Below are 17,512 nucleotides of genomic sequence, written 5' to 3' on the forward strand. Positions count from 1 at the left end.
ATATAGGACACTTTCATTTTGACAGAAGCCGTCATCGCGCTGAAAGACGTATCCCTGACGCTCGGCGAGGGCGCTTCGTCGGTCCATGTGCTCAAGGGCGTCAGCCTCGAGGTGGCGCGCGGCGAGGCGACCGGCATCGTCGGCCCTTCGGGGTCCGGCAAGTCGACACTGCTGATGGTGCTGGCAGGCCTGGAAACGGTCGATTCGGGTACGGTACGAATCGCCGGCGAGCTGCTCAACGGCAAAAGCGAGGACCAGATTGCTTCGTTTCGTGGCCGAAACATTGGCATCGTCTTCCAGTCCTTCCACCTCATCCCCAATATGACGGCGCTCGAGAATGTCGCGGTGCCGCTGGAACTGGCCGGCCATGCCGATCCGTTTTCGGTGGCGGCGCGCGAACTGGCGGCGGTGGGCCTGAGCGACCGCGTCACCCATTATCCCGGCGAACTCTCCGGCGGCGAACAGCAGCGCGTGGCGATCGCCCGCGCCCTGGCGCCGTCGCCGCGCATCCTCATCGCCGACGAGCCGACCGGCAATCTCGACCAGGCGACGGGGCGGCAGGTCGCCGACCTTCTGTTCGCCAAGGCGGCCGAGCGCGGCATGACGCTGGTGCTGGTCACTCACGATCCGGCGCTTGCGGCGCGCTGCTCGCGCCAGGTTTCGATGCGTTCGGGCCGGATTGAAACACCGGCGCCCCTGAAGGTCACAGCCTGATGCCGCTGGCACAGACGCTGAAGCTCGCGGTCCGCTTCTCGCTGCGCGAAATGCGCGGCGGCCTGTCCGGCTTCCTGATCTTCCTTGCCTGCATCGCGCTCGGCGTCGCGGCGATCGGCGGCGTCAATTCGGTTGCGCGCTCGATCAGCGCCGGCGTCGCCGATCAGGGCCAGACGCTGCTCGGCGGCGATGTCCGCTTCCAGATCAACCAACGCGACGCCAGCCAGGCCGAGCGCGGCTTCCTCGACGGGCTTGGCACCGTTTCGCGCACCGCCAGCATGCGCTCGATGGCGCGGCTGGCCGACGGCTCGGACCAGGCGTTGGTCGAGGCCAAGGCGGTCGACGACGCCTATCCGCTCTATGGCGCGCTGGAAACGGAACCGAAGCTGTCGAGGCAGGAGCTGTTCGGCGAAGAATTCGGCGTCTTTGGCGCGGCCGCCCCTGATCTGCTGTTCGAACGGCTGCACCTCAAGCCCGGCGACCGGCTGAAGCTCGGCACCGCCACTTTCGAATTGCGCGCCAGACTGGTCACCGAGCCGGATGCCGTGTCCGACGGTTTCGGCTTCGCACCAAGGCTGATGATCTCGACCGAGGGCCTGGCCGCCACCGGGCTGGTGCAGCCAGGCAGCCTGGTCGAAAACGCATACAAGATCCGGCTGCCCGCCAACGCCGGCGCGGCGCGGCTCAAGGCCATTCAGGATAAGGCGGCGAAAGACTTTCCCGAGGCCGGCTGGTCGATCCGCACGCGCGACAATGCGGCGCCGGCGCTGTCGTCCAACATCGAACGCTTCTCGCAATTCCTGACGCTGGTCGGGCTGACGGCGCTGGTGGTCGGCGGCGTCGGCGTCGCCAATGCGGTGCGTGCCTATCTCGACGGCAAGCGCGGCGTCATCGCCACCTTCAAGAGCCTCGGCGCTTCCGGCGGCTTCGTCTTTGCCGTCTATCTCGTGCAGATCCTGATCATCGCCGCCCTTGGCATCGTGCTCGGCCTCGTTCTCGGCGCGTTGATGCCGTTCGTGGCGAGTGCCGCCCTCCAATCGGTCATTCCGGTGCCGGCGCAAGGCGGCTTCTATCCCGGCGCGCTCGCCATGGCGGCGCTGTTTGGCCTGCTGGTGACGCTGGCCTTCGCGCTGCTGCCGCTCGGCCGCGCCCGCGACGTGCCGGCGACATCATTGTTCCGCGAGATGGGGCTCGAAGGCCGCGGCCAGCCTCGTCCCGTCTATGTCGCTTCGGCGCTCGGCATCGCGCTGCTGCTGGCGGCGCTGGCGATCCTGTTCTCCGGCGATCAGCGCATCGCCTCGATCTTCGTCGGCGCCACCATCTTCGCCTTCCTGGTGCTGCGCCTGGTCGGCGCACTGGTGCAATGGGCGGCGAGAAAAAGCCCGCGCGTGCGCTTCGTGGCGCTCAGGCTCGCCATCGGCAACATCCACCGGCCGGGCGCCCTGACGCCATCGGTGGTGTTGTCGCTGGGGCTCGGGCTGACGCTTCTGGTGACGCTGGCGCTGATCGACGGCAATCTGCGGCAGCAGATCTCCGGCAGCCTGCCTGAGCGGGCGCCGAACTTCTTCTTCGTCGACATCCAGGGCAGCGATGTCGATGCATTCTCCGCGCTGATCGGCAAGGAGGCGCCAAAGGGGACGCTGGCGAAGGTGCCGATGCTGCGCGGCCGGGTGATGGCGCTCAACGGCGTCGATGTCGACAAGGTCAAGGTGCCGGCCGAAGGCGCTTGGGTGCTGAAAGGCGATCGCGGCCTGACCTACGACGCCAGGCAACCGGAAAACGCGACGCTGACCGAGGGCAAATGGTGGCCGGACAATTACGCCGGCGAGCCGCTGGTTTCCTTCTCGGCTGTGGAAGGCAAGGAGATCGGACTGAAGCTCGGCGACACCGTCACCGTCAATGTGCTCGGCCGCAATGTGACGGCGAGGATCGCCAATTTCCGCCAGGTCCAATGGGAAACGATGGGCATCAACTTCGTCATGGTGTTCTCGCCCAACACATTCGCTGGCGCCCCGCATGGCTGGATGGCGACGCTGACCGAAAGGAGCGCCACCACGGCCGACGACGCGCGCGTCCTCAATGCCGTCACCCGCGCCTTTCCCGCGGTGACGACGGTGCGGGTCAAGGATGCGCTCGATGTCGTCAACCGGTTGGTTGGGCAGCTCGGCACGGCGATCCGCGCGGCGGCCGGCGTGGCGCTGATCGCTTCGGTGCTGGTGCTGGCGGGCGCGCTCGCCGCCGGCAACCGTGCGCGCATCCATGACGCGGTGGTGCTGAAGACGCTCGGCGCCACCAGGCGAACGCTGATCACGGCGTTTTCCCTCGAATACATGCTGATCGGATTGGCCACCGCCATTTTCGCGCTGGCCGCCGGCGGCATCGCGGCCTGGTATATTGTCGCCCGCATCATGACCCTGCCGTCGCATTTCATGCCGGAGGTGGCGGTGGCGACCATCGTCTTTGCGCTGGTGATCACCGTCGGAATCGGCCTCGCCGGCACCTGGCGGGTGCTCGGCCACAAGGCAGCACCAGTACTGCGCGAGCTGTAATTTCGCGGCCGGAGCGACCATCCCGGATTAAATCTTGGTAAGGATGCCGGTCGGAAAGCCCGGGAATCGGCCTTTCGGCCTCTCACGAACCGTTACATCCGGTTACGGTCTTGTTCTTGACGCGAATAACCATCATATTTCGCCATAGGCATGCTGGAGCCCTGCCAGCGGCGCCTGGGTCCGTAAGAGGCCCGACACCGGACGGGGCAGAAGCAATAGAGGATTCCAATGGCTGATCCCATTCGCAACTATCAGACGTCGGCGGTGCCCGGCGTCCGCGCCGACATCGATCAGGGTCTGCGCGCCTATATGATCAAGGTTTACAATCTGATGGGGCTTGGCCTCCTCATCACCGGTCTTGCCGCGGTAGGCACGATCATGCTGGCCACCACCACCGATCCGGCCTCGGCTGTCGCAACGCTGCCGAGCGGCGAGATGCTGACGTCCTTCGGCTATGCGATCTTCGGGTCGCCGCTGCGCTGGGTGGTGATGCTGGCGCCGCTGGCCGCCGTGTTCTTCCTGTCGTTCAGGATTCAGTCGATGAGCGTCGCTGCCGCGCAGACAACGTTCTGGGTCTATGCCGGCCTCGTTGGCCTGTCGCTGTCGTCGATCTTCCTGGTCTACACCACGGCCAGCATCTCGCAGACCTTCTTCGCCACCGCCGCCGCCTTCGGCGCGCTGTCGCTCTACGGCTACACGACCAAGCGCGACCTGACGGCGATGGGCTCGTTCCTGATCATGGGCGTGTTCGGCATCATCATCGCGATGGTGATCAACATCTTCCTGCAGTCGTCGGCGCTGTCCTTCGCCGTTTCGGCGATTGGCGTGCTGGTCTTCGCCGGCCTCACCGCTTACGACACGCAGAAGATCAAGGAGATGTATTTCGAAGGCGACGCTTCCGATATAGCCGGCCGCAAGGCCATCATGGGCGCGCTTAGGCTCTATCTCGACTTCATCAACCTGTTCATGTTCCTGCTGCAGTTCATGGGCGACCGCCGCTAGAGCAACTCGCCGTTTCAAGGAAACGGCGAACCGCTCGAAATTTTTGTTTGGCGCAATTCCCAAGGGAAAGCGCTACACGCTTTTCCCGGGAAAGCCGTTTCACACTTTTCCTGGGGTTGCTCTAAGGCTTCGCATCAGGTCTGACTGGACCATCGAGTTTGGAAAGGGCGGCCCAACGGCCGCCCTTTTCTTTTGCGCCGGCGTTTGCTGTTATCAGAGGTAGACAGAAGGCTTGCATAAAGAATGAGCAATATCGTGATTCGAGCGGCCAGCGCCGCCGACCTCGACACCATCACTGAAATCTACGCCGACGCGGTGACTCACGGCACGGCGAGCTACGAGCTGGAGCCGCCGAGCCGCGCCGAGATGGGCACGCGATTCGCCACGCTCACGGCCGGCGGCTTTCCCTATCTGGTGGCGGAGAAGGACGGCGCCGTGCTCGGCTACGCCTATGCCGGCGCCTTCCGGCCGCGCCCGGCCTATCGCTTCATCGTCGAGGATTCGGTCTATGTCGCGCCTGACGCCAAGGGGCAGGGCATCGGTCTCAAGCTGATGCGGAGCCTGATCGCGGCGGCCGAGGCGGCGGGTTTTCGCCAGATCATCGCGGTGATCGGCGACGGCCATGCCGACAGCGCCTCGGTCAGGCTGCACGAAAAGCTCGGCTTTCGCCATTCAGGCCGCCTCGAAGGCTCCGGCTACAAGCACGGACGCTGGCTGGACACGGTGTTCATGCAGCTGTCGTTGAATGGCGGCGCGTCGCTGCCGCCGGATGCGGACTCCTTGCCGGAGCGGAAGTTTTGGGGGGGACAAAGAAGAATTGAAGAACTGAAAACTGAAGAATTGGAGAATTGAAGAACAAAGAAGATGGCGCTTACGTCAGGTAAGTGCCTTTTCCTCAATTCCTCAATTCCTCAATTCCTCAATTCCTCAATTCCTCAATTCCTCAATTCCTCAATTCCTATTCCCGGCTCACGCCTCGACCACTCTCAGCTTGCTGTCGAAGACGCCAAGCACGCGGCCGAGCTCCTGGCCGCGTTTGAGGATGCGGCCGCCGGCGGCGATGACGGCGAAGGCGCCCTGCTTGCGGGCCAGCTTCGGATCCTTGACGATCTGGAACAGCGGCACTTCGCTGGCGCGGCGGAAGACGGAAAACACCGCCCTGTCGGTGAGATGATCGATGGCGTAGTCGCGCCATTCATTGGCGGCGACCATGCGTCCGTACAGCCTGAGGATCTGGTCCAGTTCACGCCGGTCGAAGCGTACCGGCTGGTCGAGGCGTGCGCTGCGCACCTCGTGCAGCGGGATCAATATTGCGGATGCGTCACCATCCCCCGTCCCGCCGCTGTCGTCAGTCATGCCTCGATCCTTCAAATGAATCTTTGCCAACCAAAATTGGCCCCTTCGCGCGGCAATTGCAAGAGCCGGCGAAGCGGTCGTGGCGATGCGCCTTTTCGGTCACGTCCAGTCACGTTTGCAAACCGCATGTTGGAATTGGTGATGCTTCGCCACATTTCTGCCTTTTTTTATCCGCGCTCATGCCCCAATCTCCGACGAATTTACCGGCGTTGCCTGAGACGGTTCGGTCCGGCACCGGCTCGTAAACCCCAAGCCCCCCGCCCACGGGTCTGCGTCGGATCGAACCAACCTCGGTTTTTCCTTGGAAAAATCGGGTGCGACGATCCCAAAACCTAAATGACCGGCGTCAGAAGCAAGCTGACGTCGGTTTTTTCATGCCTGAAGGTCCAGATCGGCGTAGACCTTGCCGGCGCTTGCGAGGTGACCGGGCAGGTACCTGCTGGTGTCATGTAGGTCGGCGCGATCCGATACCGTCAACGTGGATGTTAAAGACGACACTCGCCTCGGTTTGAAGCCGACAGCAATCCTGTTCGGCCTGTTCTACGCTCTCACGGTCGCATTGTGGTCGCTGGGCGGCTGGCTATCATGCATGTCCCTGCCATACGCCGCCGGAATGGCGGTGATCGCCGCTCATCTGGCCTGGCAGGCCCGGCGTATTGACCTTCAGCGCCCGGAGCTGAATTTCAGGCTTTTCCTGTCCAACATTTTGACCGGCGTGCTGCTGGCTTGCACGGCATTCGCCGGGACATGGTGAGGTTATCCGGCTCGCCGGCGATGGTTATAAGTCCTGGGCCTTGTTCAGGGGCTTGTGGATGAAGGCAGCGCCGAGAATAGGCCCCGGCATGCCGTCCTTGCCGACCGACTGCAAAAGCACGGCGCAGCCGCCCTTCTTGGTGATCTCGCTCATCGGCAACTCATAGCGCTGCGCCTTGCCGTGCCACATGCCGGCGGTCTGGATGCTGGTGACGGCGTTCCAATAAGTCATCTTGCGGCCGGAGTTCTCGCCCTGGGCGATCTTGACCGTCTGCGGCGGCTCGAAATACACGATGACGACATGGGCGTCGCTCGGACCGGCGCCGGCATCGCCGGCATCGATGATCACGCGGTCGCTGGTGCGGCTGACCTTGACGGGCACACGCATGCCTTCGCCGGATCTCGCCATGCGGGCGAGCGCGCCGTCGACCTCGCCGCGATTGGCGCCGTTGACATGCGCGCGGCCATTGAGCACCGCCTGCGGCGTATAGACGGAGCGACTGCCGAAGGCGCGCATGTAGTCATATTGCCGCTCGGTGTTTTCCTTGCGGCTCAGCGTGTCCTTCCAGCCGAGATAGTCCCAATAGTCGACGTGATAGGAGAGCGCGACAATGTCATCCTTGGTGGCAAGTTCGGCGAAGAAGGCATCGGCCGGCGGGCAGGAGCTGCAGCCTTGGCTGGTGAACAGTTCGACCACGCCGAGCGGCTTGTCGGGCGAGGGTTTTTCGGCCTGGATTCTTTCGGTCTCGCCGGCATGGCCGGCACCGGCAACCGCCGAGAAGGCCAGCGCGAAGGCTGCCAGCCAAAGTGATCTTCGCCAGGCCATGATCATTCCAATTCCCGCCGGTGGCGCCGGCTTTGTTCTGATTGTCTGAAATATGTGGCAGAAGCGGAAGTCAACGGGAAGTCACGTTGCGGTGAAATTTTTGCCTTTGCCGCCGCAGGTAAGGCCGCAACAGGACCGACACTGCATTTCACGACGTGGTTCGATTAGGGAGTGGCATCACCATCATGTGGCAAACTCTCCTGACCCCTGTCGATCTCTATTGCGAGCGGACCGGGCCTGGACTTTGGGCCGAACCCGCCAATGCTTTGACCAACCTTGCTTTCATTGCAGCGGGACTATGGGGTGTGCGGGAAGTACGCCGATGCAAGGCCGGCACTTTCGCCGAGGTGCTGGCTTGGTGGGTGGTGGCGATCGGCATCGGCTCGACCATCTTCCATACCTTTGCCACCAAGGGCACGATCTGGGCCGATATCCTGCCGATTGCCAGCTTCACGCTCGCGTATACGCTGTTTAACCTGCGCCGCTTCCTCGGCATGGAATGGGGCAAGGCGATCGCGGTCTTCGTCGTTTTCTATGCGGTGGCCGGCGCGATAAGTTTCGCCGTGCCGGATTGGCTGCGCCAGGCATCGAACGGCACGACGAGCTACCTGCCGCCGTTCGTGGCGCTCGCCTTCTTCGGCATCTGGGTGACGGCAAGCGGCAACCGGGCCGGCTGGTACAATCTGGCGGGGTCGGCGATCTTCGTGGTGTCTGCCATCTGCCGGATGATCGACCCGATCGTCTGCGCCGGCTTTCCGCTTGGCACGCACTTCCTGTGGCACCTCCTCAACGGGCTGATGCTGGGGGTGCTGTTGGCGGCGGTGGCGCGGTTTGGAGCGCCGAAGGAGTAGGCAGTAGGCAGTAGGCAGTAGGCAGTAGGCAGTAGGGGTCTTATTCCCTACTGCCCAAGCCCTATTCCCTGGCTGCGGCTACGCAGCCAAATCGCGCAGCACGTACTGCAAGATGCCGCCGTTCTTGAAGTAGTCGAGCTCGTCCAGCGTATCGATGCGGCAGATGATCGGCACGTTCTTCACCGTGCCGTCGCCATAGGTGATCTTGGCGGTCATCGTCTGGCGCGGCTTGATCATGCTCAATCCGTCGATCTCGACCAGTTCGTCGCCCTTGAGGTTGAGCGAAGCCCAGGACGTGCCTTCCTCGAAGACGAAGGGGATGACGCCCATGCCGACCAGGTTCGAGCGATGGATGCGCTCGAAGGATTGGGCGATGACCGCGCGGACACCAAGGAGATTCGTTCCTTTGGCGGCCCAGTCGCGCGAAGAGCCGTTGCCGTATTCGACACCGGCGAATATCACCAGCGGCACGCCTTTCTTCTTGTACTCCATCGCCGCGTCGTAGATCGATTCCTCTTCCTTCGACGGGTAGTGGATGGTGTAGCCGCCCTCGCGGCCGTTCTCGCCCAGCATGTGGTTGCGGATGCGGATGTTGGCGAAGGTGCCGCGCATCATCACCTCATGATTGCCGCGCCGCGTGCCGTACTGGTTGAAGTCGGCGACGCCGACGCCATGGTCGGTGAGGTATTTGCCGGCCGGCGAGGCGGCCTTGATCGAACCCGCCGGCGAGATGTGGTCGGTGGTGATCTTGTCGCCGAACAGGCCGAGCACGCGCGCGCCCTTGATGTCGCCGATCTTGCCGAAACCTGATGTCATGCCGGCGAAATAGGGCGGGTTCTGCACATAGGTCGAATTGTCGTCCCAGGCATAGGTCTGACCTTCCGGTGCCTGAACCTTCTGCCAGTGCTCGTCGCCCTTGAAGACGTCGGCATATTTGCGGGCGAACAGCTCGCGGGTGACGTTCTTCTCGATGAACTCCTGGATCTCGGCCGAGCTCGGCCAGATATCCTTGAGGTAGACCGGATTGCCGTTCTTGTCCTCGCCGAGCGGCTCGGTCGTCAGGTCCTTGGTGACGGTGCCGGCCAGCGCGTGCGCCACGACCAGCGGCGGTGACGCCAGGTAGTTGGCCTGCACGTCGGGCGAGACGCGGCCTTCGAAGTTGCGGTTGCCGGACAAGACCGCGGCGGCAATCAGACCTTTGTCGTTGATGGTCTTGGAGATCGGCGCCGGCAGCGGGCCGGAATTGCCGATGCAGGTGGTGCAGCCGAAGCCGACCAGGTTGAAGCCGATCTGGTCGAGCTCCTTCTGCAGGCCGGACTTTTCGAGATATTCGGCGACCACCTGGCTGCCGGGGGCGAGCGAGGTCTTCACCCACGGCTTCTGCTTGAGGCCGAGGCGGTTGGCGTTGCGGGCCAGAAGGCCGGCGCCGATCAGCACGCTCGGGTTCGAGGTGTTGGTGCACGACGTGATGGCGGCGATGACGACGTCGCCATGGCCGAGATCATGGTCGGTGCCTTCGACGGCGTAGCGCTTGGAAATCTCCGCCGCCTTCTTGTATTCGGTCTCCATCGCCTTGGCGAAGCCGGCCGGAATGCCTTCCAGCGCGACGCGGCCCTCGGGGCGCTTGGGGCCGGCCATCGACGGCACGACGCTGCTGAGCTCGAGCTCGAGCAGGTCGGTGAAGACCGGGTCGGCGGAGCCGGCCTCGCGCCACATGCCTTGCGCCTTGGAATAGGCTTCGACCAGCGCGATGCGGCTTTCCTCGCGGCCGGACATCGTCAGGTAGCGGATGGTTTCCGAATCGACCGGGAAGAAGCCGCAGGTGGCGCCATATTCCGGGGCCATGTTGCCGATGGTGGCGCGGTCGGCGAGCGTCATGTTGGACAGGCCCGGGCCGAAGAACTCGACGAACTTGCCGACGACGCCCTTCTTGCGCAGCATTTGGGTGACGGTGAGCACCAGGTCGGTGGCGGTGACGCCTTCCTTGAGCTTGCCGGTGAGGCGGAAGCCGATCACCTCGGGCAGAAGCATGGAGACCGGCTGGCCGAGCATGGCCGCCTCGGCCTCGATGCCGCCGACGCCCCAGCCGAGAACGCCAAGGCCGTTGATCATCGTGGTGTGCGAATCGGTGCCGACGCAGGTGTCGGGATAGGCCGTGGTTTCGCCGTCCTCGGTGTTGGTCCACACCACCTGGCCGAGATATTCGAGGTTGACCTGGTGGCAGATGCCGGTGCCGGGCGGCACGACGCGGAAGTTGCGGAACGCCTGCTGGCCCCATTTCAGGAACTTGTAGCGTTCCTCGTTGCGCTCGTATTCGAGCTCGACATTGCGGGCGAAGGCCATCGGCGTGCCGAATTCGTCGACGATGACGGAATGGTCGATGACGAGGTCGACCGGCACCAGCGGATTGATCTTCTGCGGGTCGCCGCCGAGCGAAGCCATGGCGTCGCGCATGGCGGCCAGGTCGACCACGGCCGGAACGCCGGTGAAATCCTGCATCAGCACGCGGGCCGGGCGATAGGCGATCTCGACGCCGGCGGTGCCCTTGTCGGTCAGCCAGCCGGCCACCGCCTGGATCGATTCCTTGGTGACGGAGCGGCCGTCCTCATTGCGCAGCAGGTTCTCTAGCAGCACCTTCATCGAATAGGGCAACTGGGCGATGCCGGTGAGGCCGTTCTTCTCGGCCTCGACGAGGTCGAAATAGGCATATTCGGTGCCGCCCGCGGTCAGCGTGCGACGGCAATTGAAACTATCGAGGGATTTTGACACGTGCGATCCGTCCTTGTCTGTTCAGCCTGAAAGGGAACGGACGCCGATGGCATGCAATCACGCGCAAAGGTGCGGGTACGGCCATTTCCGCTGTCCGTTCCCAAGCAACCCGAGCCGTTCAAGGCGGCGCGTGCGCTGGTTCGGCGCTAATTCTGTTCCCGAGCCGACCGCTGGCACGGATGCACCGCATATAGAGAATTTTCCGGAATAGTTCTAGACAGTCAAAAAGCAAATTTGTGCGATGCGGCAGCGACCGCGGAACATTGTTTTCGGGGCAGGCGAGGGATGCGGCTTATCGCCGAAAATCTGGGCGGCGAACGCGGCGGCGAGGGGGTTTTTTCCGGCGTCGGCTTTGCGCTCGATCAGGGCCAGGCGCTGGTCGTCACCGGGCCGAACGGATCGGGCAAATCGACCTTGCTCCGGATCATCGCCGGACTGCTGCCGAAGGCCGAAGGCCGGCTGCTGATCGAAGGTGGCGGCGATGACTTTCCGTCGATCGCCTCGGCCTGTCATTATCTCGGGCATCAGAACGCGATGAAGACGGCGCTGAGTGTCGTGGAAAACCTGCGCTTTTGGCGTGATTTCAATGGAAGTGGCGATTCGAGTGTCGACGAGGCGCTGGAGACCGTCGGGCTCGGCGGCATCGGCCATCTGCCGTTCGGCTATCTCTCGACCGGGCAAAGGCGGCGCGCGGCGATCGCCAAGCTCTTGGTCAGCCATCGGCCGCTGTGGCTGCTCGACGAGCCGACGGCGGGTTTGGACAAGGCTTCGGAGGCGCGGTTCGCGGCACTGATGATGAAGCATTGCGTGGCTGGCGGGATGATTGTCGCGGCGACGCATCTGCCGCTGGGGATCGAGGCGACGGAGTTGAGGATGGGGGAAGCCACAGAGCGCCTGCCTCAACAAGGGATCATATCGTAATGTGGTCCCTCTTCGCCCGTGACATCCGCCTCAACATCCGTGCCGGCGGCGGCGCGTTGACCGGCGTCATTTTCTTCCTCGCCGTCATCGCCACCATCCCGTTCGGCGTCGGGCCGGACCTGAAGCTGCTTTCCCGCATCGGCCCGGCGATCCTGTGGATCGGCGCGCTGCTCGCCTGCCTGCTCGGGCTCGACCGGCTGTTCCAGGCCGACCGCGAGGATGGCTCGCTCGATCTGCTGGTGCTGGGCAACGACCGGCACATGCTGGCGCTGACCGTGCTGGTGAAATGCCTGGCGCATTGGGCGGGCAGCGTGCTGCCGCTGGTCGTCGCCGCCCCCTTGCTCGGCCTGTTCATGAACATGGAGCCGCTCGGCATCGGCGCGACCGCGCTGACGCTGCTGGTCGGCACGCCGGCCATCACCTTCATTGGCGCCGCTGGTGCCGCGGTGGCGGTGGCGCTGCCGCGCGGCGGGCTGCTGATCTCGGTGCTGGTGCTGCCGCTGACCATTCCGGTGCTGATCTTCGGCGTTTCGGCGAGCTACGGCGCGACGGCCGATCCCGATCCTTTCCTGCAACCCTTCCTCATTCTTGCCGCGCTGACGCTGTTTCTTGGCGTGCTAGGGCCGGCCTCGGCAGCGCTGGCGCTGCGCCACGGAACCGATTGAGCGAGGTTTGGCATGGTTTGCGCGACATCAAGGGCGGCGGCGCGGCGGCCATGTAGGTTTGAAACCACGGCGCGTTGCGCAGCCATGGGCATGTCGCTAAGGGAAAGCATGATCGAACGAGGCAGACGGCTGGAAAGAGGCGCGCCGATGGAGCGGCAGGCATGAGTGCGCACGCACTCTATGTCACGGCCGCCTACGGCATCACGGCGGTTGTTCTGGCCGGGCTGATCGGCTGGATCCTGCTCGACCAAAAGGGCCGCAAGCGCGATCTTGCCGAACTGGAAGCAGCCGGCGTGCGGCGGCGTTCCGACAAGGCGGAGGCAGAAAAGTCGTGAGCAGCGAAACCGAAACGCCGACGCGTGGTCGCCGCCTGTTCGTGCTGTTGCCGCTGCTGATCTTTCTCGGCCTGGCGGGCCTGTTCCTGTGGCAGCTGCTGTCAGGACGCGATGTCTCGGAAGTGCCATCGGCGCTGATCGGGCTGCCGGCGCCGCAGACCAATCTGCCGGCACTGGAGGGGTCAAACCTGCCGGGGCTTGATTCCAGGGCGTTCGCCGGCAAGGTCACGCTGGTCAATGTGTTTGCGTCATGGTGCGCGCCGTGCCGCGAAGAGCATCCGGTGCTGCTGGCGCTGTCGCAGGACAAGCGGTTCACCATGGCGGCGCTGAATTACAAGGACCGGCCGGAAAACGCCCGCCGGTTCCTCGGCGATCTCGGCAATCCGTTCCAGGCCATCGGCGTCGACGAAGCCGGCCGCACGGCGATCGACTGGGGCGTCTACGGCGTGCCGGAAACCTTCGTCATCGGCAAGGACGGCAGAATTGCCTACAAGCATGTCGGCCCGCTGACGGCGGAAGCGGCGCGGGATCTCTTGCTGCCGCAGATCGACAAGGCATTAGCAGCACCGAACTGATGGCGTTCTCGCGCTTCGTCATTCTAGGGCGAAGCAAGGAGCGAAGCGACGCGGCGCAGACCCTGGAGCTGCTCAGCAGCCCAAGGAATCCATGCCGGGACGTTGGTCAAGGATACTTCGGATCAGAATAGGCGTTGCGTACAGCGGTAGACAGAAATTCTGCACCGCCGCGGCGCTCGAAGATCACGGCATGGATCCCTCGGGCTGCTGAGCAGCTCCAGGGGTCTTCGCTCCGCTTCGCGTCGCTACGCCCAAGGATGACGAACGTGATAGGTCGACCGAATACTCAGCCGTAGATCTGCTTGTGGATCTGGTAGAGCATTTCCGAGCGGTCGGCGCGCATGTCGGCCAGATCGCGGCTGGAGAAGCTGTCGATTTCGGCGACGAGGCGGTTGTAGTGCTTGCGCTTGGCGATGTTGTTGCGAGCGCGGGTCATGAGATCGTTGAAGATCATAGCAAGGGTCCTTCTGTGCCGCATTCTGGCGGCGGTTTCTTCCTCCCTTGGTCAATACGAAACATGACATAGGATTGGTGCGTTGCAAAAAGAAGATGTTGCAATGCACCATTGCACGCAGCGCATAGCCGGTTAATCGAGTCCTAAGGCGTCCTGGTTGGACGATCGGGGCCAGAACTGCCTGGGCGGCGGCTTCCTCTCTGTTTTGTCATACAAATTGCGAAGGCCGCGTCTTGCCAGATCGATCGCGGGCTGGCTTGATCCGGTATCACGTGATGCCGGGAGGAAATGCATGGCGGCCGCAGACTATTACGAAATTCTCGATCCGCGCTTCGCGCGCCTGTTCAACGGCAATGCGCAGGTGGAGAAGCTGTTCACCGGATGCCGCTGGGCGGAAGGGCCGGCCTGGTTCGCCGCCGGGCGCTATGTCGTCTGGTCCGATATCCCGAACAACCGCATGCTGCGCTATGACGAGACGGATGGCAGCGTCAGCGTCTTCCGCCAGCCCTCGGGCAATTCCAACGGCAACACCGTCGACCGGCAGGGCCGGCTGGTGACCTGCGAGCATTCGGGCCGCCGCGTCAGCCGCACCGAGCATGACGGCTCGGTCACCACCATTGCCGCCAAATGGAAGGGCAAGCGGCTGAACTCACCCAACGACGTGGTGGTGAAGTCCGACGGCTCGATCTGGTTCACCGACCCGACCTACGGCATCGACACCGACTATGAGGGCGACAAGGCCGAGAGCGAGATCGGCGCCTGCTACGTCTACCGGGTCGATCCCGACAGCGGCGAGATCGAGGCCGTCATCACCGACATGGTGCGGCCCAACGGGCTCGCCTTCTCGCTCGACGAAAGCCTGCTCTATGTCGTCGACACCGGCCGTACGCACGGCGCTGAGAACCCGGCGCATATGCGGGTGTTCAACGTCGGCAAGCACGGCAAGAAGGTGTCGGGTGGCAAGGTCTTCGCCGACTGCACCGCCGGCCTGTTCGACGGCTTCCGGCTCGACGCCGACGGACGCATCTGGACCAGCGCTGCCGACGGCATCCACTGCTACGATCCGGACGGCACGCTGATCGGCAAGGTCAAGGTGCCGGAGGTGACCGCCAATTGCGTGTTCGGCGGCGCCAAGCTGAACTGCCTCTACATCGCCGGCACCACCTCGCTCTATTCGGTGCGGCTGATGGTGAACGGGGCCAAGACTTTTTGAGGCTGCTCGACACGCTTCTCTGGCGGGTTTTGATGGCGTTGCTGCGCATACCCGTGGCGCCAGTTGCGCCTCGGCTACCGGAGCTGCCGCCATTCAGTTCTCCGGAAAGGATCTCGAAGCAGTCTCTTGCCGGTATCAGACACAATTCAAGGGGAGAGCGTCATGCCATTCGTCAACATCCGCATCGTCAAGGAAGTGATCGCCGCCGATCCGGCAGGCAAGAAGGCTGACATCGCCAAGAAAGTCACGGCGGCCATCATGGACGCCACCGGACTTGGCAATGACGATGTCTGGGTGGTTTTCGAGGAGGTCAATGCCCGCGACTGGTATGTCGGCAGGACCGACGTCGAGACGCTGCGGAAGGGGTAGGGTGGCGACGCTCGACTGCGGGTGCACCTTTCCTTCGTCATCCTCGGGCTTGACCCGAGGATCCATGCCGTGACTTCCGACTCGGAGTGCTGCGGTGCAGAATTCTGTAAGCATTGCAGCGCCTTAGTGTAACGGCATGGATTCCTTGGGCTGCTGAGCAGCTCCAGGGGTCTGCGCCGCGTCGCTGCGCTCCTTGCTCCGCCCTAGAATGACGAAGTCGTATGGTTGGCCGCCAACAGATCAGCGCGAGCGGATAAACTCCGCGAAGGCCGTGAGCCCATTGCGCATTGCCAGCACGCTCACCGGTTCCGTCAGGATGCCATCCACCTCCGGCGGCTTCTTCCCCAGCAATGCAACCTCGATCCCGCCCTCACAAAGCGCGAAGGACATCGTCCGCATGACCTCGGCCAAAGCGGCGCGGGCGAACAGCGAGCGCTGCGAGGCGTGGGCCAGCATGGCGGGCTTGGCGATGGCGGCGTCGCGCGAGACCAGCCAGTCGAGCGCGTTCTTCAGCCCGCCAGGCACGCCATGGGCATATTCGGGACAGGAGACGATGATGCCGTCGGCGCCGGTGACGGCGTCGATCAGCTCGGCCGCTTCGCGCGGCGTGCGCTCGCCCTCGTCATCGGGATTGAAGATCGGCAGACGGCCGAGCCCGCCATAGATGGTGACGCGGCAGCCCGCCGGCGCGTTGCGCGCCAGTGCCGCGACCAGGGCGGAATTGGTGGAGGCGGCCCGCAAGCTGCCGGAGATGGCGAGAAGGTTCAGCACAGCGTGAGATCGGTCCGGCGCCTACCACATCGTCTGCTTGTATTCTTCGTCGAGCCAGCGGTCCGTCGCCTCGGCCGAATCGGCGACCACCAGCTGGTCGCGCAGGATCTGGCCGAGCGTCGGCAGCGTCGCGCGGTCGTACCAGGTGTCGGGCTTCCACAGATCGGAGCGCATGAAGGCCTTGGCGCAATGCATGTAGGCCGCCTTGACCGTGACCACGATGACGCTTTGCGGCTCCTTGCCGTCGACGGCGAGGCGCTTGCGCAAACCGGCGTCGACGGTGATGCGGGCATCGCCATTGACGCGCAGTGTCTCGTTCATGCCGGGGATGAGGAAGAGCAGCCCGACCGAGGGATTGCGCAGTATATTCTCCAGCGTGTCCAGCCGGTTGTTGCCGGGCCGGTCGGGGATGGCGATGGTCCTGTCGTCGAGAATGGCGGCGAAGCCGGGCTTGTCGCCCTTCGGCGTCACGTCGGCATTGCCGGCACCATCGGACGAGCCGATCAGCACGAAGGGGCTCTTGCCGATGAAGGAGCGGCAATGGCCGTCGAGCGCCTTGAGCTCCTTGCGAATGGAACCGTCGGTCGGCCGTGGCGTCTTGTAGATCGTCCGCAATTCTTCGTGCGTGGTGACGAATTCCATGGCCCTCTCCTCAGTTGTTTGGACGCAATTCCGGACGGAAAACCGCTTCACACTATTCCTGGAATTGCTCTACTTGCCGGCCTTTTCTTCCCCGCTTGCCTTGTCGTCCAGCGAATGGCGCAGGATCAGCGGCATCTGGCTGAAGGTGAACAGAAGCGTGATCGGCATGATGCCCCAGACCTTGAAGGTAACCCAGGCATCGGTGGAAAAATTGCGCCACACCACTTCATTGACGATGGCCAGGAACAGGAAGAACAGGCCCCAGCGGAAGGTGAGCTTGCGCCAGCCTTCGGCATCGAGCTTGAAGGCAGAATCGAAGACATAGCCGAGCAGCGACCTGCCGAAGAACAGGCCGCCGAGCAGCACGCCGCCGAACAGCGTGTTGACGATGGTCGGCTTCATCTTGATGAAGATGTCATCCTGCAGATAGAGCGTCAGCGCGCCGAAGATGAAGACGACGACGCCCGACACCATCGGCATGATCGGCAGCGTGCGCGTCAGCAGCCACGAGGCGATCAGCGCGATTGCCGTTGCGGCCATGAACAGGCCGGTGGCGACGAAGATCGGGCCGCCGAATTCGCCCAGAACAGGGAACTTCTGCACCAGCCACTCGCCGCGCGCATTGGCGAAGAAGAACACCAACAGCGGCCCAAGCTCCAGCACCAGCTTGAGCACGGGATTGACGCCTTCCTTCTTCTCTTTCTGCGGGTCGGACGGATCGCGTTCGAGAATGGGTGGGTTCATGAT

General features: G+C 63.7%; 18 protein-coding genes and 1 pseudogene. 12 read left to right on the forward strand and 7 right to left on the reverse strand.

Features of this window, described 5'->3' with window-relative positions:
• The first annotated feature begins 18 nt into the window (after window positions 1-18).
• From AB4Z43_RS21160 to AB4Z43_RS21175, 4 genes are all read left to right on the forward strand, one after another.
• Window positions 19-714: an ABC transporter ATP-binding protein gene (locus AB4Z43_RS21160; RefSeq protein WP_441938877.1), complete on the forward strand. Its 696-nt coding sequence runs from the start codon at window positions 19-21 to the stop codon at window positions 712-714.
• Window positions 714-3,263: an ABC transporter permease gene (locus tag AB4Z43_RS21165; protein ID WP_441938878.1), complete on the forward strand. Its 2,550-nt coding sequence runs from the start codon at window positions 714-716 to the stop codon at window positions 3,261-3,263. The genes AB4Z43_RS21160 and AB4Z43_RS21165 overlap by 1 nt, the downstream gene beginning before the upstream one ends.
• A gap of 228 nt (window positions 3,264-3,491) precedes the next feature.
• On the forward strand, window positions 3,492-4,265 hold the full coding sequence (locus AB4Z43_RS21170) for a Bax inhibitor-1/YccA family protein (protein WP_038650627.1): 774 nt from the start codon (window positions 3,492-3,494) through the stop codon (window positions 4,263-4,265).
• A 243-nt stretch (window positions 4,266-4,508) separates the two neighbouring features.
• On the forward strand, window positions 4,509-5,117 hold the full coding sequence (locus AB4Z43_RS21175) for a GNAT family N-acetyltransferase (protein ID WP_441938879.1): 609 nt from the start codon (window positions 4,509-4,511) through the stop codon (window positions 5,115-5,117).
• Between the two features lie 117 nt (window positions 5,118-5,234).
• Here AB4Z43_RS21175 and AB4Z43_RS21180 read toward each other — a convergent pair whose 3' ends face one another.
• On the reverse strand, window positions 5,235-5,621 hold the full coding sequence (locus AB4Z43_RS21180; RefSeq protein ID WP_019862068.1) for a DUF2794 domain-containing protein: 387 nt from the start codon (window positions 5,619-5,621) through the stop codon (window positions 5,235-5,237).
• 478 nt (window positions 5,622-6,099) lie between these two features.
• Between AB4Z43_RS21180 and AB4Z43_RS21185 the strand changes: the two are divergent.
• A pseudogene (locus AB4Z43_RS21185) lies at window positions 6,100-6,375 on the forward strand (4-hydroxybenzoate octaprenyltransferase); the annotation flags it as partial.
• Between the two features lie 24 nt (window positions 6,376-6,399).
• Here the strand turns inward: AB4Z43_RS21185 and AB4Z43_RS21190 are convergent.
• Window positions 6,400-7,206 (reverse strand): DUF1223 domain-containing protein, encoded by an 807-nt coding sequence (locus AB4Z43_RS21190; RefSeq protein WP_019862065.1) that lies wholly within the window; start codon window positions 7,204-7,206, stop codon window positions 6,400-6,402.
• 179 nt (window positions 7,207-7,385) lie between these two features.
• On the opposite strand from AB4Z43_RS21190, the gene AB4Z43_RS21195 reads away from it, so the two are divergent.
• The gene (locus tag AB4Z43_RS21195; protein WP_441938880.1) at window positions 7,386-8,051 is read left to right on the forward strand and encodes a ceramidase domain-containing protein; all 666 of its coding nucleotides are present in this window, start codon (window positions 7,386-7,388) and stop codon (window positions 8,049-8,051) included.
• 78 nt (window positions 8,052-8,129) lie between these two features.
• Here AB4Z43_RS21195 and acnA read toward each other — a convergent pair whose 3' ends face one another.
• Entirely contained in the window at window positions 8,130-10,820 is a 2,691-nt protein-coding gene (gene acnA / locus AB4Z43_RS21200) for an aconitate hydratase AcnA (protein WP_441938881.1), read from the reverse strand.
• A 285-nt stretch (window positions 10,821-11,105) separates the two neighbouring features.
• On the opposite strand from acnA, the gene ccmA reads away from it, so the two are divergent.
• From ccmA to AB4Z43_RS21220, 4 genes are all read left to right on the forward strand, one after another.
• The gene (ccmA, locus tag AB4Z43_RS21205; protein ID WP_064981497.1) at window positions 11,106-11,741 is read left to right on the forward strand and encodes a heme ABC exporter ATP-binding protein CcmA; all 636 of its coding nucleotides are present in this window, start codon (window positions 11,106-11,108) and stop codon (window positions 11,739-11,741) included.
• Window positions 11,741-12,406: a heme exporter protein CcmB gene (ccmB, locus tag AB4Z43_RS21210; protein ID WP_019862060.1), complete on the forward strand. Its 666-nt coding sequence runs from the start codon at window positions 11,741-11,743 to the stop codon at window positions 12,404-12,406. Before ccmA ends, ccmB begins: the two co-directional genes overlap by 1 nt.
• A 161-nt stretch (window positions 12,407-12,567) precedes the next feature.
• The gene (ccmD, locus tag AB4Z43_RS21215) at window positions 12,568-12,741 is read left to right on the forward strand and encodes a heme exporter protein CcmD (protein WP_010912356.1); all 174 of its coding nucleotides are present in this window, start codon (window positions 12,568-12,570) and stop codon (window positions 12,739-12,741) included.
• On the forward strand, window positions 12,738-13,316 hold the full coding sequence (locus tag AB4Z43_RS21220) for a DsbE family thiol:disulfide interchange protein (protein WP_019862059.1): 579 nt from the start codon (window positions 12,738-12,740) through the stop codon (window positions 13,314-13,316). Before ccmD ends, AB4Z43_RS21220 begins: the two co-directional genes overlap by 4 nt.
• 286 nt (window positions 13,317-13,602) lie before the next feature.
• Here AB4Z43_RS21220 and AB4Z43_RS21225 read toward each other — a convergent pair whose 3' ends face one another.
• The gene (locus tag AB4Z43_RS21225) at window positions 13,603-13,770 is read right to left on the reverse strand and encodes a hypothetical protein (RefSeq protein WP_019862058.1); all 168 of its coding nucleotides are present in this window, start codon (window positions 13,768-13,770) and stop codon (window positions 13,603-13,605) included.
• A 292-nt stretch (window positions 13,771-14,062) separates the two neighbouring features.
• On the opposite strand from AB4Z43_RS21225, the gene AB4Z43_RS21230 reads away from it, so the two are divergent.
• Together AB4Z43_RS21230 and AB4Z43_RS21235 are read left to right on the forward strand one after the other, a co-directional pair.
• Entirely contained in the window at window positions 14,063-14,983 is a 921-nt protein-coding gene (locus AB4Z43_RS21230; RefSeq protein WP_019862057.1) for an SMP-30/gluconolactonase/LRE family protein, read from the forward strand.
• A 162-nt stretch (window positions 14,984-15,145) separates the two neighbouring features.
• Window positions 15,146-15,352 carry a tautomerase family protein gene (locus AB4Z43_RS21235; protein WP_019862056.1) on the forward strand — a complete coding sequence of 69 codons (207 nt, stop codon included), beginning with the start codon at window positions 15,146-15,148 and terminating at the stop codon, window positions 15,350-15,352.
• A 240-nt stretch (window positions 15,353-15,592) separates the two neighbouring features.
• Here AB4Z43_RS21235 and AB4Z43_RS21240 read toward each other — a convergent pair whose 3' ends face one another.
• From AB4Z43_RS21240 to AB4Z43_RS21250, 3 genes are all read right to left on the reverse strand, one after another.
• Window positions 15,593-16,123 (reverse strand): NADPH-dependent FMN reductase, encoded by a 531-nt coding sequence (locus AB4Z43_RS21240; RefSeq protein ID WP_441938882.1) that lies wholly within the window; start codon window positions 16,121-16,123, stop codon window positions 15,593-15,595.
• 21 nt (window positions 16,124-16,144) lie between these two features.
• Complete coding sequence (locus tag AB4Z43_RS21245) at window positions 16,145-16,765, reverse strand: pyridoxamine 5'-phosphate oxidase family protein (protein WP_038650599.1); 621 nt, start codon at window positions 16,763-16,765, stop codon at window positions 16,145-16,147.
• 69 nt (window positions 16,766-16,834) lie between these two features.
• On the reverse strand, window positions 16,835-17,509 hold the full coding sequence (locus tag AB4Z43_RS21250) for a septation protein A (protein WP_038650596.1): 675 nt from the start codon (window positions 17,507-17,509) through the stop codon (window positions 16,835-16,837).
• Between the last annotated feature and the right edge of the window lie 3 nt (window positions 17,510-17,512).

This window comes from Mesorhizobium sp. 2RAF45 (assembly GCF_052115225.1).
Lineage (GTDB): Bacteria > Pseudomonadota > Alphaproteobacteria > Rhizobiales > Rhizobiaceae > Mesorhizobium > Mesorhizobium jarvisii.

What these genes read in the sequence shown, in the direction of transcription:
- AB4Z43_RS21165 (WP_441938878.1), top strand. Translation starts at nt 714, where the DNA reads ATGCCGCTGGCACAGACGCTGAAGCTCGCGGTCCGCTTCTCGCTGCGC.
- AB4Z43_RS21170 (WP_038650627.1), top strand. Translation starts at nt 3,492, where the DNA reads ATGGCTGATCCCATTCGCAACTATCAGACGTCGGCGGTGCCCGGCGTC.
- AB4Z43_RS21175 (WP_441938879.1), top strand. Translation starts at nt 4,509, where the DNA reads ATGAGCAATATCGTGATTCGAGCGGCCAGCGCCGCCGACCTCGACACC.
- AB4Z43_RS21180 (WP_019862068.1), bottom strand. Translation starts at nt 5,621, where the DNA reads ATGACTGACGACAGCGGCGGGACGGGGGATGGTGACGCATCCGCAATA.
- AB4Z43_RS21190 (WP_019862065.1), bottom strand. Translation starts at nt 7,206, where the DNA reads ATGATCATGGCCTGGCGAAGATCACTTTGGCTGGCAGCCTTCGCGCTG.
- AB4Z43_RS21195 (WP_441938880.1), top strand. Translation starts at nt 7,386, where the DNA reads ATGTGGCAAACTCTCCTGACCCCTGTCGATCTCTATTGCGAGCGGACC.
- ccmA (WP_064981497.1), top strand. Translation starts at nt 11,106, where the DNA reads ATGCGGCTTATCGCCGAAAATCTGGGCGGCGAACGCGGCGGCGAGGGG.
- ccmB (WP_019862060.1), top strand. Translation starts at nt 11,741, where the DNA reads ATGTGGTCCCTCTTCGCCCGTGACATCCGCCTCAACATCCGTGCCGGC.
- ccmD (WP_010912356.1), top strand. Translation starts at nt 12,568, where the DNA reads ATGAGTGCGCACGCACTCTATGTCACGGCCGCCTACGGCATCACGGCG.
- AB4Z43_RS21225 (WP_019862058.1), bottom strand. Translation starts at nt 13,770, where the DNA reads ATGATCTTCAACGATCTCATGACCCGCGCTCGCAACAACATCGCCAAG.
- AB4Z43_RS21230 (WP_019862057.1), top strand. Translation starts at nt 14,063, where the DNA reads ATGGCGGCCGCAGACTATTACGAAATTCTCGATCCGCGCTTCGCGCGC.
- AB4Z43_RS21235 (WP_019862056.1), top strand. Translation starts at nt 15,146, where the DNA reads ATGCCATTCGTCAACATCCGCATCGTCAAGGAAGTGATCGCCGCCGAT.
- AB4Z43_RS21245 (WP_038650599.1), bottom strand. Translation starts at nt 16,765, where the DNA reads ATGGAATTCGTCACCACGCACGAAGAATTGCGGACGATCTACAAGACG.
- AB4Z43_RS21250 (WP_038650596.1), bottom strand. Translation starts at nt 17,509, where the DNA reads ATGAACCCACCCATTCTCGAACGCGATCCGTCCGACCCGCAGAAAGAG.